Annotated in this window: 14 protein-coding genes; 1 reads left to right on the forward strand and 13 read right to left on the reverse strand. The window is 58.3% G+C overall.

Annotation, left to right across the window (positions count from 1 at the left end; genetic code table 11):
• The 6 genes from Q358_RS0106525 to Q358_RS0106555 all read right to left on the reverse strand — a co-directional run.
• The coding region (locus Q358_RS0106525) for a transposase (protein ID WP_027961316.1) at positions 1–281 on the reverse strand (281 nt) is incomplete at its 3' end.
• A 55-nt stretch (positions 282–336) separates the two neighbouring features.
• Complete coding sequence (locus Q358_RS16730; RefSeq protein ID WP_043487809.1) at positions 337–726, reverse strand: BrxA family protein; 390 nt, start codon at positions 724–726, stop codon at positions 337–339.
• 197 nt (positions 727–923) lie between these two features.
• On the reverse strand, positions 924–1,316 hold the full coding sequence (locus Q358_RS0106535) for a hypothetical protein (protein ID WP_027961317.1): 393 nt from the start codon (positions 1,314–1,316) through the stop codon (positions 924–926).
• Between the two features lie 2 nt (positions 1,317–1,318).
• Entirely contained in the window at positions 1,319–3,523 is a 2,205-nt protein-coding gene (locus tag Q358_RS16735) for a hypothetical protein (protein WP_043487789.1), read from the reverse strand.
• On the reverse strand, positions 3,501–5,108 hold the full coding sequence (locus tag Q358_RS0106550) for a site-specific integrase (RefSeq protein ID WP_027961320.1): 1,608 nt from the start codon (positions 5,106–5,108) through the stop codon (positions 3,501–3,503). The genes Q358_RS16735 and Q358_RS0106550 overlap by 23 nt, the downstream gene beginning before the upstream one ends.
• Positions 5,105–6,463 (reverse strand): site-specific integrase, encoded by a 1,359-nt coding sequence (locus Q358_RS0106555; protein WP_245598285.1) that lies wholly within the window; start codon positions 6,461–6,463, stop codon positions 5,105–5,107. The genes Q358_RS0106550 and Q358_RS0106555 overlap by 4 nt, the downstream gene beginning before the upstream one ends.
• Positions 6,464–6,517: 54 nt before the next feature.
• Here Q358_RS0106555 and ettA point away from each other — a divergent pair, with 54 nt between their 5' ends.
• A complete protein-coding gene (ettA, locus tag Q358_RS0106560) occupies positions 6,518–8,206 on the forward strand; it encodes an energy-dependent translational throttle protein EttA (RefSeq protein WP_051530220.1) in 1,689 nt (562 codons plus the stop codon).
• Between the two features lie 84 nt (positions 8,207–8,290).
• Here ettA and lpxL read toward each other — a convergent pair whose 3' ends face one another.
• From lpxL to surE, 7 genes are all read right to left on the reverse strand, one after another.
• On the reverse strand, positions 8,291–9,208 hold the full coding sequence (lpxL, locus tag Q358_RS0106565) for an LpxL/LpxP family Kdo(2)-lipid IV(A) lauroyl/palmitoleoyl acyltransferase (protein WP_027961323.1): 918 nt from the start codon (positions 9,206–9,208) through the stop codon (positions 8,291–8,293).
• Positions 9,209–9,228: 20 nt separating this feature from the next.
• Positions 9,229–10,332, reverse strand: a complete 1,104-nt coding sequence (gene alr / locus Q358_RS0106570; RefSeq protein ID WP_027961324.1) for an alanine racemase — start codon at positions 10,330–10,332, stop codon at positions 9,229–9,231.
• Positions 10,333–10,485: 153 nt separating this feature from the next.
• Entirely contained in the window at positions 10,486–11,463 is a 978-nt protein-coding gene (rpoS, locus tag Q358_RS0106575) for an RNA polymerase sigma factor RpoS (protein ID WP_027961325.1), read from the reverse strand.
• 120 nt (positions 11,464–11,583) lie between these two features.
• The gene (locus Q358_RS0106580; RefSeq protein WP_027961326.1) at positions 11,584–12,753 is read right to left on the reverse strand and encodes a peptidoglycan DD-metalloendopeptidase family protein; all 1,170 of its coding nucleotides are present in this window, start codon (positions 12,751–12,753) and stop codon (positions 11,584–11,586) included.
• Positions 12,746–13,762 carry a DUF368 domain-containing protein gene (locus tag Q358_RS16740; protein ID WP_211248317.1) on the reverse strand — a complete coding sequence of 339 codons (1,017 nt, stop codon included), beginning with the start codon at positions 13,760–13,762 and terminating at the stop codon, positions 12,746–12,748. The genes Q358_RS0106580 and Q358_RS16740 overlap by 8 nt, the downstream gene beginning before the upstream one ends.
• A gap of 52 nt (positions 13,763–13,814) precedes the next feature.
• Positions 13,815–14,495 (reverse strand): protein-L-isoaspartate(D-aspartate) O-methyltransferase, encoded by a 681-nt coding sequence (locus Q358_RS0106590; protein ID WP_027961327.1) that lies wholly within the window; start codon positions 14,493–14,495, stop codon positions 13,815–13,817.
• Positions 14,482–15,228: a 5'/3'-nucleotidase SurE gene (gene surE / locus Q358_RS0106595; protein ID WP_027961328.1), complete on the reverse strand. Its 747-nt coding sequence runs from the start codon at positions 15,226–15,228 to the stop codon at positions 14,482–14,484. The genes Q358_RS0106590 and surE overlap by 14 nt, the downstream gene beginning before the upstream one ends.
• Positions 15,229–15,252: the final 24 nt, after the last annotated feature.

Here is a 15,252-nt window from a genome sequence, read left to right on the forward strand (position 1 = left end):
AAGTACACCGCGGCCTTTTTTGTTATGGCCAATTCCTCTGACATTTCAGAGAGTTGCCGCTTAAGTCGAGCGTTCTCATCGGCCAGTTTTTGCTCGCGATCGGAGGTGTTCTTCTTCTGCTGAGCTTTGGCACGCCATTGATAGAGCTGGCTTGGCTGCAGACCCAGCTCACGAGCAGCAGCGGCAGCCCCCACTCGGTCAGCGAGGGCAAGCGCCTCCTCGCGGTAGGCATCAGAGTAACGGGCACGTGTCTTCTTCATCGGAGTAGCTTGCTTTGCCATGGGTCACCTCGTTGAGTGTATACCTTAACGGGGTGTCCACTGTTGGTGGGCAAGATCAGTCATCCCACTGGTAGGGCTCAAGGCGCTCGGCCTGGGTCACAAAGGCATCAGCCACCACCGTCTCCAGGAACTCCACCAGCAGCAGGTTGCGAGCCAACGCGGCGCAGAACGCCACCTGGGTAGCCAGCTGGTCATCCCCATCGCTCAACACCTGCCAGAACGGCTCAGGAAGCCGCACAAGCCGCTTGCGGATTGCCTGGGCCATGCGCCTGGCCGTGGCCGGCCGCGCCTTCTGGAGGCGATTCTCGTCGAGGATGGCCGCCTTCCATGCCGCGTCATCGACGCCGGCCAGCAGCAACTCCGCCACGATGCGGCTCTCGCGGACCATGAGCGAGCCACCGATCAGGTCGGAATTGTAGTGGAAGTCATGGGGGTTAGTATTCACAAGGCTTTAGCTCGTAGAAAAAATGCTTGGATCTATGGAGGTTTATCTTCTCAATCCAGTGGCGGAAAACTCGTCGAGCTCATACATAGAATGTGATTATTACATGACAAGTTAGCCAACGCCAATCAAGACCCAGAAATCCTGCACCCGATACTCCTAAGCTTACAAGCAAGCAAGTCTCCAAAGCGGTTTCCAAGCTACTTCCTGAACTGAACCAGCGGCCGATCCAACTTCGCTTGAGACACGCCATACATATCCGCATTAGCCTGCCATATAATGAAGCGCTCAAGAAGCTTCTTGTTAACCATTTTGAGCTGCTGGTTCGCTTCAGTCAGCTTTTCAATACGCTCATTTGCCTGCTGAATATCCTTAACCCAGCCCGGCTTGGAAGTTGATGCTTTAAGCGCCGCCTTGCGATCCTTCATAGCCATATCTACTGCTGGAAGCTTCATCAAAGACTGGCGAGCACGACTAATGTTGAGCTTGGCTTTGCAGGCCTCGACCAGAAGAGGCCAAGTTAGCTTGGACCCAGACCACTCTTCAATCAGCTTGATGATATTGGCTTCATCTTTCTTCGTTAAATGCCCCACAGTTACACCTCAATATCGTCTAACATTGCTGACAACTCGTCCAAGGACGGCAGCTGCTCATTTGTATCTTCGATGACGTTGGCATCCGTCAGCCCGGCCATTACTGCGGCATTGTTTGTCAGTGTCCAACCATTATCGACGTTCCACACGATGTCGCCGTTTTCGAGTTCAGGATTCTCCAGGGTTCGAATCAGCGCGTCACACTTATAGAGATCCATACCCACTTTTTTGACCCACTCCGAGGCCCCAAAGATATCACGAGACTTGGCATCAAGCGCTTTTTCATAGCGGCGCTTAAGATCCGCGCGCTCTTCTTTGAGATTTTCGAGCTTCACATCATCACCCTTCACACAACCCAGCTTCCCACATGTCAAGCAGGCCCCCATTTTTGGGCAGGGTTCGGAGGCAAAGTTGTGCACACAAATCCCAACGTGTGTCTGATGGATGACTAGGTCCTGATCACCCTCATGGAGATCTGTCACATCACTGAGACTCAAAGGTTGATTTGTTTTGACCTTTTCCAGCCGCTGAGCCGCATTGCTGTGCTTGGTTTTGGGGTGATAGTGCGCAACCCTTTGGGTACGCTCCTCGACGGTCTCATGATTATAGACCGAGCCCATACTAGTACGTCCAGAAAACGCATCGATAAATAGTTGTGAAAGGCCTGCTAGGTGCATCGCAGTATTCAGCTCGTGACGGAAAGCATGCGTATTCACCTTAAGAGCTGGGTAACCATGGCGCTCGAATATGCTTCTTACGTACCTGTTTGATCCGGCTGACAATTGGCCGACCATACGTGATTGGCTAGCAGCGATCTCCACGCCAAAACCTTTTGGCATGCTCGTGTTACCATCTTCAACAGGCAGCGCCCCTGTTCGCACAGTGAACAACGCATCACGGTATTTCACACGCGCTTTGCCTTCAGTATAGGGTGTAGTGTAAGGAAAATGTTTAGGTAGGTATTTTTCGCGCACCAAAATATTTAGTTTGCGTAACGTAATCACACACCTATCGTTAAACTCAAAGCGCAGAACCCCGCTCTTACCCTTCGCAAAGATTCGCTTTCCCTGACTAGTATCCCACCCGTCGCGTATCTCGCCCAGTAACGCTCTTGCGGCTGGGCTGAGATCCTTTCGCTTCTCCAAGTGCCGCAAAAAGGCGTTGTTGAAGCTTCCTCGCGGGCCATGGTCTCCTCGGATCGAAATTTTGAGCGCTGCACACACTTCTGGATAGGTGAGCGGATCATCAAGGCCCTTTTGTGGCAGCTCTTCATGCGGTGGAAATTGATCGGGATAATCTTCCAGAAACGCAGCGTGGGCCCGACCTTCATCGGTGACCGATTTCAGCAACGCAATTGCACGCTCGACGACTGGCTCCATCTCAGGCTTAACTACTGGCTTCAGCATTGGCTTATTTAGCTTTTCAGCGTACCAGCGCAAGAACATCCGCTGATCGCCTACAGTATCCTCTTTGAACACGAGGCAGTCCTGCTCAACATCTGCCAACTCACCAATACGACTAGGCGTACTAAGCAAAAGAGCGCATGCAGATGTCACGACAATGTCTATTGGACTGGTAAAATTGTTATAAAAAATCTCCCCCAGGGCTTTTATCGCTTCAGGACTGGGAAGCTTCTGCTCACGATCCGCTTTTAACTGTTTGAGCGTGCGACGAGGCTTAAGTTTAAGCGGAGAAGTCCAGCTAAAACTTATCTTGAGCATTTTTTTGTCTCGCATCAGGGAGATTATTTTCTCAAGCACCTTACCGACGCAGTATGCGCTATTGCCTCCTTTCCAGTGTGATTTCATGTGCTCACAGGCTCTGTTGCATATCGCAGCTGAAACCAGCGTCACATCACGCGTACCGGTCAACTCGACCAGTGCGACCTCAAGGGCTCTCATAGCAGAGAGCCATTCCTTTACGCTCTTTTTTGTTTCGTAGATACGGCGGTACACCAAAACTGCCTTGGCAAAGTCTGTGAAGGGGGGCTGCATTTTTACTGGGGCACTACGGGTCGATCCCAGAACCGTGAAAGCACAGCTTACAAAGCCGTGGAGGTGCCAGCTATCATCTTCCCAAAAAATACTGGCGTGCACCCTATCAGGAATACCCTTTGGGAGGGTCTCTTTCGCCCACTCAACAAACGCATTCAACTGCGCCTCCGCAGTTAGGTGACTCTTCGCCTTAAAATCGGTGATGTTTGTCATGCGTCACCCCATATGAACAGGCTAATTGGCGCAGGGATTGACAGTCTAGAATAACCTTACGGCAGGCCAAAATGGCGCGATCCCAGAGCACTGCTGTGGTTTTATCGGTAGTGATGATTTGCGCACGCCGACGTTCCAGCCGTTCAAGAACAGACGTGTGATCCGCCTCCAAAAGTGGTTGGAATTTACCGCATCCATAGCAGGAAAAGGGTGCATCTAGATGGCAAACTGTATCGGCGCCGCATATGGCCAGATCTTCAATCTGCCGATCCACTTGATTCCCATTTTTCGCTGATGTTCGATCCGTCACGATGGTGCCCGTAAAAGCTCTTACAACGAGCGCTAGATGATCACTCATCTTCTCGTCAATCAGCTTCATCAACTCTGCCGATACTGCTCGATATTTACGAACGGTATGTGTATTAGAATGCATCAATGCGCTAGCGATTGACCACTCATCCAGCCCTACATTCGAGAGATCGGTACCGAGCGTGTGCCTGAAGCGATGGCCCTTGCTGATTTTCAGAGGCTGATGGGTGCGCGAAGAAATGGGAAAGTCAGACATGCTTTCCATTTCAAACAGCCAAGACCTTATAACAGCATCGGAAGTATGAAACTTCGCCTCAGGTTCCTGCTCCAACGAATTGTGGTCAGGTAGGTCAACTATGACGGGGATCCGCTTTCTATCACCTCCTCTACATTTCATCTTACGACGAAAGAGTGGCACATTCGCAATCGCCTTATCCCAATCGGCTCGACCAGGATATTCCTGCTCAAGTCGAGCGAGAACAATCGACCGATAGGCCTGCACGGTATTGTAAAGATCCTCATCTAAGCTGAAGGTCTCGGGCTTTGCTCTCCATCCCGCATCATCACCTTTCTGCTTCGCCCAGAAGATTCGAATCTGGTAGCCCCGCTCGGTTTTGATAAAGTCGTTAAAGACCATCATGCGCAGTTGTACACCACGCTGTCCGTAGATCATCGCCAGACGTAAATAGAGGTAGCGTTCAGGATCTAAATTGCCGTGACAGAACTGCTCATGCGCCCACTGATGTAGGGCGTCTTGCTCCGCCTGTGTGAACGGTCCCTGTTGAGGATCTAAGCGCAAAATGACATCGTTTTCGAGCCGCTTTTTCTTGGGTAGTCTGTTATAAGCATCAACCAGGACTTGCGATGGTCGCTGTTCAAGCGATTCGCACTCTTGCCAAAATTTCATGAAGCCGTTCAGCGAGGAGAATGCTTCCTTACTAAAACGCTCGCGCAAATCAACAAGATGATACTCATTGAGGGGATCTAACCCAACTTGCGCCGCGCGTGACAGAGTTGAAGTGACTCCTATAATAGTACTCTGCCCAACCTCCACCATGCGGTAGGCCAAGGCGGCGTGTAACCAGCGTTGCCAGTCAGGCGGAACACAAACGATTGCAGTTTTCCAATTGACCGAACTGCGGACTGACCTATCAGGCCACCACATCGGTTCAGAGGGAGTGAAAAACTCACCACATTTGGCGAGTCGAGGTGTGTTCAGCCACGTATCGAGAGAGTCCTGAGTCGGTGCTGAAAGTGCTGTAGGCCCTATATTCATCCTGCGTATCCCTTAAAAATTCCATCTTCAACACTCTTTCTGATTGCCTTGAATTTATCTGAGCGCTTTTTCATCGCCTTATCTGCTTCTTCTTTCCAGAATTTCGCCCCGTAGAGGCTCGGCATATTAGATTCAGGACTCCACCCAAACATCCAAGTCAAGACTTTTTGAACTTGAGTTGTGCGGTCTTCTGGCGTTAGCTTCTCAAGCTCTTCGCGCATGCTTTCAAGCATCGTGTAGACCGCGTCATGCCTCAGAATATGGGGATGAATGTGAGCCAGTTCAGGCGCTACCTTGCCAACTCGTGGGAAAACGCCATCCAGCGCTTTTATGCTCAAAGGTTTACCTTCATTTCGTCTATGAGATACGAGCAAGAACGGATGTTTTTTCGCCTCAGACGGCCCCTTCGTCATGATACGGTGAGTGTCTACATACTCCTGTAACGCCCAGATAAGGTCATCACTCATTTGCAGCATGCGTTCGTGGGTTTTAAATTGTGGTGCCAGGGTACGCGGGTCGACTTCCTCATCCTCCAGATTGACAATTGATAGTTGCCCGCTGTGCCAATGAATATCACTGAGCTTAATCAGAAGCATTTCGGAGCGGCGCATCCCCAACTCAAGACCCAGGAGAAGAATAATATAATTACGCAACCTTAGCGATTTATTTGCGAAGGGGCTCTTGGAGTTCTCAGGATGCATAACCTCTAACAAGTGATCACGCTCCTGATTACTCAACCCTTTCATCTCTTCGTTTTTTCTCTTCCTCCAAGCAGGCTTAGCGGCCTTTATTTTTCGATTAAAACGTCGCTCAACATCATTAACAGCTACATCTCGTGTCGCTTCGTCACCTATCTTGTCATACAGAAACTTGAGGTAGTCACGCACAGCTTCAAGACGTTGCTGTGCATGGGTTCTACCTACCGTTTCATAGCCCGCTGGTAGAAGACGCAAGTTAGCATACTTTTTATCCAGAGTTTTTTTATTTAATGCGGCGTCCGCAACGAATCGTGAGATTTCACTATCAGTTAAATAGAGTGACTTAGGACGATCTTCCAAGCGCTTTATCAGATCTATTGACTCATACTCCAGAAAGTCTTCAAGCAATCCGATATGCTCTAAATATTTCTGCTGCGTGTTTAATGCCCGACTCGACTGCTCAAGAGTCACATAAATATTCGGATAGTAAACGGGCATGTGCTCTTGAACCAGCACCTTTCTCCTAGTGCCGTTGCACGTTATTTCTACGACCTTGCAACCCATGCCCCCTCCCCACCCAAAAACTTGACTTTTCTCAGTATAGTAAAGAATAATAGGGCGGCCAACCAAAAAATAACTTTTTTTATTTTGTTCCACGCGCTCAAAAACCTTATAAAGTCATGAATTCACAAGCCTATAGGTGTTATTAAGATGGCAAAAGGCGACAAACACGGGCAAACAGGCTCTTACGTCTACACCATGAACCGGGTGGGCAAGATCGTGCCCCCCAAGAAGCAGATCCTCAAGGATATCTCTCTCTCCTTCTTCCCGGGCGCGAAGATCGGCGTGCTGGGCCTCAATGGCGCAGGCAAGTCGACCCTGCTGCGCATCATGGCCGGCGTCGACACCGAGTTCGAGGGCGAGGCACGCCCCATGCCCGGCATCAATGTCGGCTACTTGCCCCAGGAGCCCCAGCTCGACGACGACAAGAACGTCCGCGAGACCGTGGAAGAGGCCCTGGGCGAGATCAAGGAGGCCCAGGAGAAGCTCGACGCCGTCTACGCCGCCTATGCCGAGCCGGACGCCGACTTCGATGCCCTGGCCAGCGAGCAGGCACGCCTGGAAAACATCATCGAAGCCTCCGACGCCCACAACCTGGATCGCAAGCTGGAAGTGGCCGCCGAGGCCCTGCGCCTGCCGCCCTGGGACGCCCGTGTCGGCAACCTCTCGGGGGGCGAGCGTCGCCGCGTGGCGCTGTGCCGCCTGCTGCTTTCAAGCCCGGACATGCTGCTGCTCGATGAGCCTACCAACCACCTGGACGCCGAGTCCGTGGCCTGGCTCGAGCGCTTCCTGCACGATTACAGCGGCACCGTGGTGGCGATCACCCACGACCGCTACTTCCTCGACAACGTGGCCGGCTGGATCCTCGAGCTCGACCGCGGCCAGGGCATCCCCTTCGAAGGCAACTACTCGGGCTGGCTGGAGGCCAAGGAGAAGCGCCTCGCGCAGGAAGCCAAGCAGGAGGCCTCCAAGAACAAGGCGATCAAGCAGGAGCTCGAGTGGGTGCGCAGCAATGCCAAGGGCCGCCAGGCCAAGAGCAAGGCGCGCCTCAATCGCTTCGAGGAGATGCAGTCCGGCGACTTCCAGAAGCGCAACGAGACCAACGAGATCTATATTCCGCCCGGCCCGCGCCTGGGTGACAAGGTCATCGAGTTTCACGGCGTTTCCAAGGCCTTCGAAGACAAGCTGCTCTACGAGGACCTGAGCTTCACCGTGCCCCAGGGGGCCATCGTCGGCATCGTCGGCGGCAACGGTGCCGGCAAGTCGACGCTGTTCAAGCTGATCACCGGCAAGGAACAGCCCGATGCCGGCGAGGTGGTGATCGGCGAGACCGTCGATATCGCCTATGTCGAACAGCTGCGTGACGCCCTGGAAGACAAGCAGACGGTGTGGGAGGCGGTCTCCGACGGCCAGGACATGCTCAACATCAATGGCTACGAGGTCTCCTCGCGGGCCTACGTGGGCCGTTTCAACTTCAAGGGCAACGACCAGCAGAAGCGCCTCAACGAGCTGTCCGGCGGTGAGCGTGGTCGCCTGCAGCTGGCCCAGACCCTGAAGCAGGGTGCCAACGTGCTGCTGCTCGATGAGCCCTCCAACGACCTGGATATCGAGACCCTGCGTGCCCTGGAGGAAGCCCTGCTGGCCTTCCCCGGCTGCGCCATGGTGATCTCTCACGATCGCTGGTTCCTCGACCGGATCGCCACGCACATCCTCGCCTTCGAGGGCGATTCCCATGTGGAGTTCTTCGAGGGTAACTACACGGAATACGAGGTGGACCACAAGAAGCGTGTCGGCGATGACACCCCGCATCGCATGAAGTACAAGCGCATCGATGCCTGACCGGCCTTGCCGAAGCGATACGCTGTAGGTGAAAACCCCACTGACCTTGCGGTCGTGGGGTTTTCTTTCTACTGACGTCTGGCTTCAGTAGAGCTTGGGCTCGCCTTCCGGCCGGGTCTTGAAACGCCGATGCAGCCACAGGTACTGCTCGGGATGCCGACGAATCGCCGCCTCGATCACGGCGTTGATACGCGTGGCATCGGCCACTTCGTCATGGCTGGGAAAGTCCTCCAGCGGCGGCAGGTATTCGAGGGTGTAGGTGCGATTATCGGCGTTGCGGTGGAAGATCAGCGGTATCACCGGCGCCCCGGTCATGCGAGCGATACGCGCGGTCATCTTCACCGTGGCCGCCTGAATGCCGAAGAATGGCGCGAAGACGCTGACGTCGCGGCCGAAATCCTGATCCGGGGAGTACCAGACCGCGTGCCCCGCCTTGATGCGCCGCACCACGCCGCGCAGGTCGTGACGGTCGAGCACCGTATCGAAGTAAGGCGCCCGGGCCCGCCCCATGAAGCGGGCAAACAGCGGGTTGTCGTGGGGGCGCTGAACGGCATCGGCACGGAAGTAGAGCGAATGCAGGGCCGCGCCGAGATCCAGGGTCGAAAAATGCACTCCCAGGATCAACGCTCCCTTGCCCTCGGCCTCCAGTCGGGTGCGATGCTCCTGCCCCTTGAAGACGACGCGATGCCGGAGGTCCTCGGGGTCGCGACACCAGCCGGTAGCGGTCTCCACAAGGCCGATGCCGTTGGCGATAAAGGTCTCCCGGACCAGGCGCCGCTGCTCGTCGGCGTCAAGCGCCGGGAAGCACAGCCTGAGATTGGTCTCGGTAATATGCCGGCGCCGCCCGGCAAGGCGCCGGGCAGCCAGCCCGATCAGCTTGCCGATCCACAGCCTGAGCCGCCAGGGCAGCCAGGCCACGACATGCATGGCCCCGATGGATAACCAGACGGGCCAATAGCGAGGGTGGGCGAAGTTATGCCGGCTAGAATCGTCCCTGAACATGCTCGGTTCCTGTCGGGCTTTCAAGAGGCTCCATGATACCGCCTCGGCACCCTGGGCAGCACCCCGGTCAGCAGGGTGTAGCTGATGGTATCGCAGTGGCGGGCCACTTCGTCCACCGACAGCACCTGGCCGTTGCTCGCCCTGCCCCACAGCACGACCTCACTGCCGATGTCGGCCTCGGGAATCTCGGTGAGGTCCACGATCAGCATATCCATGGAGACTTTCCCGACGATGGCAGTGCGCCTGCCCGTCACCAGCACCGGAGTGCCGTCCACGGCATGCCGGTCGTAGCCATCGCCGTAGCCCGCCGCCACCACGCCGATGCGCGAGCGACGCGGGGTAACCCAGCGCCCGCCGTAGCCCACCGGTTCGCCGGCGGGAAGCTCACGCACGGCGATAATCTCCGAGCGCAGAGTCATCACCGGCGCCAACCGGGAGGTAACGGCATTGGGTCGTTCGAGGGGGTCGCTGCCGTAGAGCATCACGCCCGGCCGGTTCCAGGCACCATGAGCCTCGGGGTGTGCCAGGGTCGCCGGGGAGTTGGCCAGGCATAGTGGGGCATCCAGGCGCTCGGCCAGGGCCTTGAGCCGTGCCAGCTGGTCATTGAAGTAGCCGGTATCGACCAGATCGGCGGTGGCGAAGTGGCTCATCAGATGCAGGTCACAGGCCTGCTCCGGCGCCGCCGCCAGGCGCCGCCACGCCGCTTCCGCCCGCTCGGGCGAGAAGCCCAGGCGATGCATGCCGGAATCCACCTTGAGCCACACCGGCACCGGCTTCGAGGGTCGCGAGGCGAGCAGCGCATCCAGCTGCCAATCGCTGTGCACCGCCATCCATAGGCCAAGCCGATCCACCTGGGCGAGCTCGTCCGGGGTGAAGATGCCCTCGAGCAGCACGATGGGGGCGCCGATGCCGGCCTCACGCAGCGTCACCGCCTCCTCGAGGCAGGCCACCGCGAAGGCCGGGGCGATGCCCTCCAGGGCACGCGCGCAGGCAGCGGCGCCGTGTCCGTAGGCATCGGCCTTGATCACGGCAACACTGCGGCTGTGAGGCGCACACTCACAGGCGAGACGGTAATTGTGGCGCAGGGCGTCGAGGTCGATCTCGGCGATCAGCGGCCGGGCCATGGCGGACTCCTGGACTGTCTAAAATGGGCGAACCGAGAATTATCGTTGGAACCACAGCGCAAATCACGAAAAAAGCCACCATATAGACGGTGGCTTATCATGACAAAGTGCTGAATTTAGCAAGAACTCTGAAAGAACTTGCTGATCGGGCGATCAGGCGAAGATCGCGTCGAGGCTGAGCCCCTGTTTCTCGAGGACTCGGCGCAGCTTCTTCAATGCCTCGACCTGGATCTGACGCACCCGCTCCCGGGTCAGGCCGATCTCCTCGCCGACCTGCTCGAGGGTGGCGGCCTCATGCCCCCGCAGGCCGAAGCGGCGTACCACGACCTCGCGCTGCTTTTCGCTGAGCTCGGAGAGCCATTCATCCACGTGCTGCTTGACGTCGCCGTCGAGCAGGCTCGACTCGGGGCCGTCGTCGGCGTCATCGGCCAGCGTCTCGATCAGCGGCTTGTCGCTATCCCCACCGACCGGATAGTCCACCGACGAGATCCGCTCGTTGAGTCCCATCATCTTCTTGACGGCCTCGACGGGCTTGTCGAGGTACTCGGCGATCTCCTCCGCGGTGGCCTCGTGATCAAGCTTCTGGGTCAGCTCGCGAGCCGCGCGCAGATAGATATTGAGCTCCTTGACCACGTGTATGGGCAGGCGAATCGTACGGGTCTGGTTCATCAAGGCCCGCTCGATGGTCTGACGAATCCACCAGGTGGCATAGGTGGAAAACCGAAAGCCGCGCTCGGGGTCGAATTTCTCCACGGCGCGGATCAATCCCAGGTTGCCCTCCTCGATCAGATCGAGCAGCGAGAGGCCGCGGTTGAGGTAACGTCTGGCAATCTTCACCACCAGCCGCAGGTTGGACTCGATCATGCGTGAGCGACCCATGGGGTCGCCCTTCTGGGCCAGTCGGCCGTAGAAGACCTCCTCCTCGGGGGTCAACAGCGGCGAAAAGCCGATCTCGTTAAGATAGATTTGCGTGGCGTCGAGGCTCTGGTGGCTATAACGATCCTCCCGAGTCAGCGCCTTCTCGAAGGCCGCCTCGTCGTCACTTGCCGGCTCGTCAACGGCGTCGACGATATCCTGCTCCTTCTCCTCGAGTGTGCCTACATCTACATCCTGAAGGTCCCGTTCAAGCATGCTCATTGATGGCTACCCCGTGCTTGCGTCCTGTCGCCGACGCCCTGAAGCGCCGGCGAAACCGATTATTATTGTGTGTCAGTCCCGGCGGGATTTCCCCGCCGGACAGCGGCATCAACGTTAGGGCAGATAACCCAGGGGATCCTGGGGCTGGCCATCCTTGCGCACCTCGAAATGGAGCCTGGTATCTTCGGCATCGCTGTCGCCCATGGTGGCAATCACCTCGCCGGCCTCGACCACATCATTCTCGCTTACCTTCAACGTATCGTTGTGCGCGTAAGCACTGAGGAACTGGTCGTTATGCTTGAGCAAAATCAGCTTGCCATAGCCTCTGACGCCGCTGCCCGCATAGACCACGATGCCGGGCCCCGCCGCCTTGACAGGTTGCCCCTTTTGACCGGCGATATCAATGCCGGCGGTAATCGTGCCGCCATCGCCGAACTGGCCTACCACATCGCCGCTTACCGGCCACTGCCAGGGCACCTCGGCCACCGGGCTATAGGTGCGCGAACTGCGGTCCGGCGCCTGGTCACCGCCGGCGACGGCGGTGCCGGCATCGGGCTTCGCAGCCCCTTCGCTCGTCGACTCACTGGTCTTCTCGGCAGCGGGCTCCTCCCGGGTAGCAGTTTCGGCCACGTCCTGGGTATCGGGGGACTCGTCAGTGGTCTTCTGTGCCGAGCTGCGCTCATCCTGGCTGTTATCGGCATCGTCGCTATCCGATGAATAGACCGGGCCCGGCTCACTTTCTTCCTCGCCGGCCGACGCCTGTGACTGAGAAGCGCCTTCATCTGACTGAGAAGCGCCTTCATCGGCGGCCGCAGGCGCCCGGTCGTTGCGCGACACCGTCTCGGTCTCGCCATTCGGCAACAGCCACTCCATATCACCGTCGGCGGCGTCTTCCTGGGCGCCGCCGAGTGGCGTGGCGACCGCCACGGCACTGCCGTTATTGCCGCCCGTGTCATTACCCTTGTTACCACCCATGTCACTGGCCGGCGGCCGAGCCGCTGACTGCTCCCCGCTCGTCCCGCTATCCAGCACCAGGCGCTGCCCCGGCTGAATCTCGTAGGGGGGGCCGATGCGATTCAATCGGGCCAGATCGCGATAGTCCATGCTATGTCGCCAGGCGATGCCATAGAGCGTATCCCCCTGCTCCACGGTGTAGTGGCTGGGCGTGGTGTTCGCACGGCTCGCCGAAAGATCACGCACCGGCACCTGGCCAGGGGCATCCTGCTGACTGACACAGCCGGACAGGACCAGGGCCAGCCCCGAAATCATCAGTACATTACGCATCAGAGCCTTCCTCCTTGTTTGTCTCTTTAGAGCTTGTCTCTTTAGAGTTTGTCTCTCGAGAGCTTGTCCCTTGGGAGTCTGCCCGTTGAGAATTTGCCGAATAAGCGTCATTGTCACGAGTCGCAGCGGAGCGCCTCCCTGTGCGGTCGAGCAGCAACACGATAGCCGCTCCCGCCAGCATCAGCGCGACCACCGCCATAAGTTGCGGGGCATCGCCGGTCAGCTGGGCATACTCACCGGGTGTCAGATAGCGATAATCCAGCGGAACCATCTGCCCGTCCGGACCCAGCTGGTAGCGTACCAGCTCACGCCACGGCCAGAGTACCGGCAAGGATCCGATGATAAAGCCCACCAGCAGCTGCAGGGTCCCGGTATGGTAGCGATCGAGAAGCCAGGAAAGCAGGCGCGAAAAGGCAAATAGCCCCACCGCACACCCCATCCCGAAAAGACCGATCAACCCCAGGTCGAAGCCGCGAATGCCATCCATCACGGTGCCATAGAGGCCCATGGTCAGGAGCAGGAAACTGCCGGAGACCCCCGGCAGGATCATGGCGCTGATGGCGATGGCTCCCGCCACCAGCAGCATCACCTCGCGGCTGCCCAGCGCGGTCACCAACGGCATCAACGCGGGCAGTCCGTGGGCCAGCAACAGGCCGCCCATCAGCGGCAGGATATGCCACCAGCGCCAGTCGGTTGGGTGGCGACTGACCACCAGTGCCGAGGCCAGCACCAGCCCGAAGAAGAAGCCGTTGAGCAGCAGTGGGTGATCTTCCAGCAACCACACCGCCAGGTGGGCGACGCTGACCAGACTGACGGCGATGCCCAGCAGCAGCGGCAGCAGGAAGGTCAGGTTGAGGTGGGCCGCCAGGCCCGCCGCTCCTCCACGCCGCCAGGCCCCGAAGGCACCGGGGCCGAACTGTCTGATGGTGTAAATCAGCTCCTCATAGATGCCGGTGATAAAGGCGATGGTGCCGCCAGAGACGCCGGGGACCGCATCGGCGGCTCCCATGCCGGCGCCTCTGAGGATAGTGCCGAGGTATCGCTTCAACAGCGGACTCCTTTCAACGAATGACGCCTTCGAGCAGTGGCACGAAGCGCACCGGCTCCAGCCGCCGCGTCTCGAACTGGTTATCCTGGCGCTGGATACGGGTCAGCCACTGGCGCCCCCGAGCGTCGGACAGTGGGGTTAACAGCACGCCCCCCTCGGCGAGCTGGGAAAGCAGTACCGACGGCAATTCGCTGGCACAGGCGGTCAACAGGATGACATCGAAGGGCGCGGCTTCCTCCCAGCCGTGACCTCCGTCGGCCAGGCGCAGGTGAGCATTCCTGGCGCCCAGCAGGCGTAGCCGCTCGGCGGCGCGACGATGCAAGACATTGATTCGTTCGATGGAACAGAGTTCCGGCACCAGCCGCGACAATATCAACGCCTGGTAACCGGAACCGGTACCCACTTCCAGCACCCGCTGCGGCGACGCCTGCAACACCAGCTCGGTCATTCGCGCCACGATCCACGGCTGGGAGAGAGTCTGGCCATGACCGATGGGCAAGGACGTGTCCTCATAGGCACGATGGGCCAACGCCTCGTCCAGAAACAGGTGTCGCGGCTCGCTCCCCAGGGTCTCCAGCACCCGGGGATCACGAATTCCCTGGTCGGCCAGGCGTTCCAGCATGCGATCGCGGGTGCGCTGGGAGGTCATGCCGACCCCACGTACCAGCTCGGCCAGGCGGTCAGGTGAGTGCATCCAGCCAACCCTTCACATCTGCGATCGCCGCGTGCCGGGTCAGATCGGTCTGCAGCGGGGTGATGGAGACAAAGCCTGCCTCCACGGCGGCGAAGTCGGTATCGGGGCCGTCGTCGGCGTTCTTGCTCAGCGGTGCGATCCACCAGCGCACCTTGCCACGCGGGTCGCGCACCTCCTGGGGAGACCCCGCGGGACCGCGATAGCCCAGGCGAGTGACCCGGAAGCCCTGGATCTCTTCCCAGGGCAGATCGGGCACGTTGACGTTGAGCAGGCTACGCGGCGGAAGGGAGAGTTGTTCGGCGGCGCCCACCAGGCTCGCTGCCACCCGGCCGGCAGTGACAAAATGACGATGCCCCACCAGCGACATGGCGATAGCCGCCATGCCCAGGTTACGCCCCTCCATGGCGGCGGCCACGGTACCCGAGTAGAGCACGTCATCCCCCAGGTTACCGCCGTGGTTGATACCCGAGATCACCAGGTCCGGCCTCTCGTTCCAGACGCCGTTGACGCCCAGATAGACGCAGTCTGCCGGTGTTCCGTCGACGCTGTAGAAGCCGTTGTCCATCGCCGACAGCGCCAGCGGCCGGGTCAGGGTCAGCGAGTTGCTGGCCCCGCTCTTGTCGCGGTCGGGCGCCACCACGCGCAGCTTGGCATGCGGCACCAGGGCATCGTGCAGGGCGCGCAGCCCGGGGGCGTGTACACCATCATCATTGGAGAGCAGCAGTCGACGCATCTTGAATCCTCGCGCAGGGCATCC

The organism is Halomonas halodenitrificans DSM 735 (assembly GCF_000620045.1).
GTDB classification, from domain to species: domain Bacteria; phylum Pseudomonadota; class Gammaproteobacteria; order Pseudomonadales; family Halomonadaceae; genus Halomonas; species Halomonas halodenitrificans.

Coding starts and splice junctions, on each gene's coding strand:
- Q358_RS0106550 (WP_027961320.1), bottom strand. CDS start 5,108: ATGAATATAGGGCCTACAGCACTTTCAGCACCGACTCAGGACTCTCTC.
- ettA (WP_051530220.1), top strand. CDS start 6,518: ATGGCAAAAGGCGACAAACACGGGCAAACAGGCTCTTACGTCTACACC.
- surE (WP_027961328.1), bottom strand. CDS start 15,228: ATGCGTCGACTGCTGCTCTCCAATGATGATGGTGTACACGCCCCCGGG.
- lpxL (WP_027961323.1), bottom strand. CDS start 9,208: ATGTTCAGGGACGATTCTAGCCGGCATAACTTCGCCCACCCTCGCTAT.
- Q358_RS0106580 (WP_027961326.1), bottom strand. CDS start 12,753: ATGCGTAATGTACTGATGATTTCGGGGCTGGCCCTGGTCCTGTCCGGC.
- Q358_RS16740 (WP_211248317.1), bottom strand. CDS start 13,762: ATGGGAGCCGCCGATGCGGTCCCCGGCGTCTCTGGCGGCACCATCGCC.
- Q358_RS16735 (WP_043487789.1), bottom strand. CDS start 3,523: ATGACAAACATCACCGATTTTAAGGCGAAGAGTCACCTAACTGCGGAG.
- rpoS (WP_027961325.1), bottom strand. CDS start 11,463: ATGCTTGAACGGGACCTTCAGGATGTAGATGTAGGCACACTCGAGGAG.
- Q358_RS0106590 (WP_027961327.1), bottom strand. CDS start 14,495: ATGCACTCACCTGACCGCCTGGCCGAGCTGGTACGTGGGGTCGGCATG.
- alr (WP_027961324.1), bottom strand. CDS start 10,332: ATGGCCCGGCCGCTGATCGCCGAGATCGACCTCGACGCCCTGCGCCAC.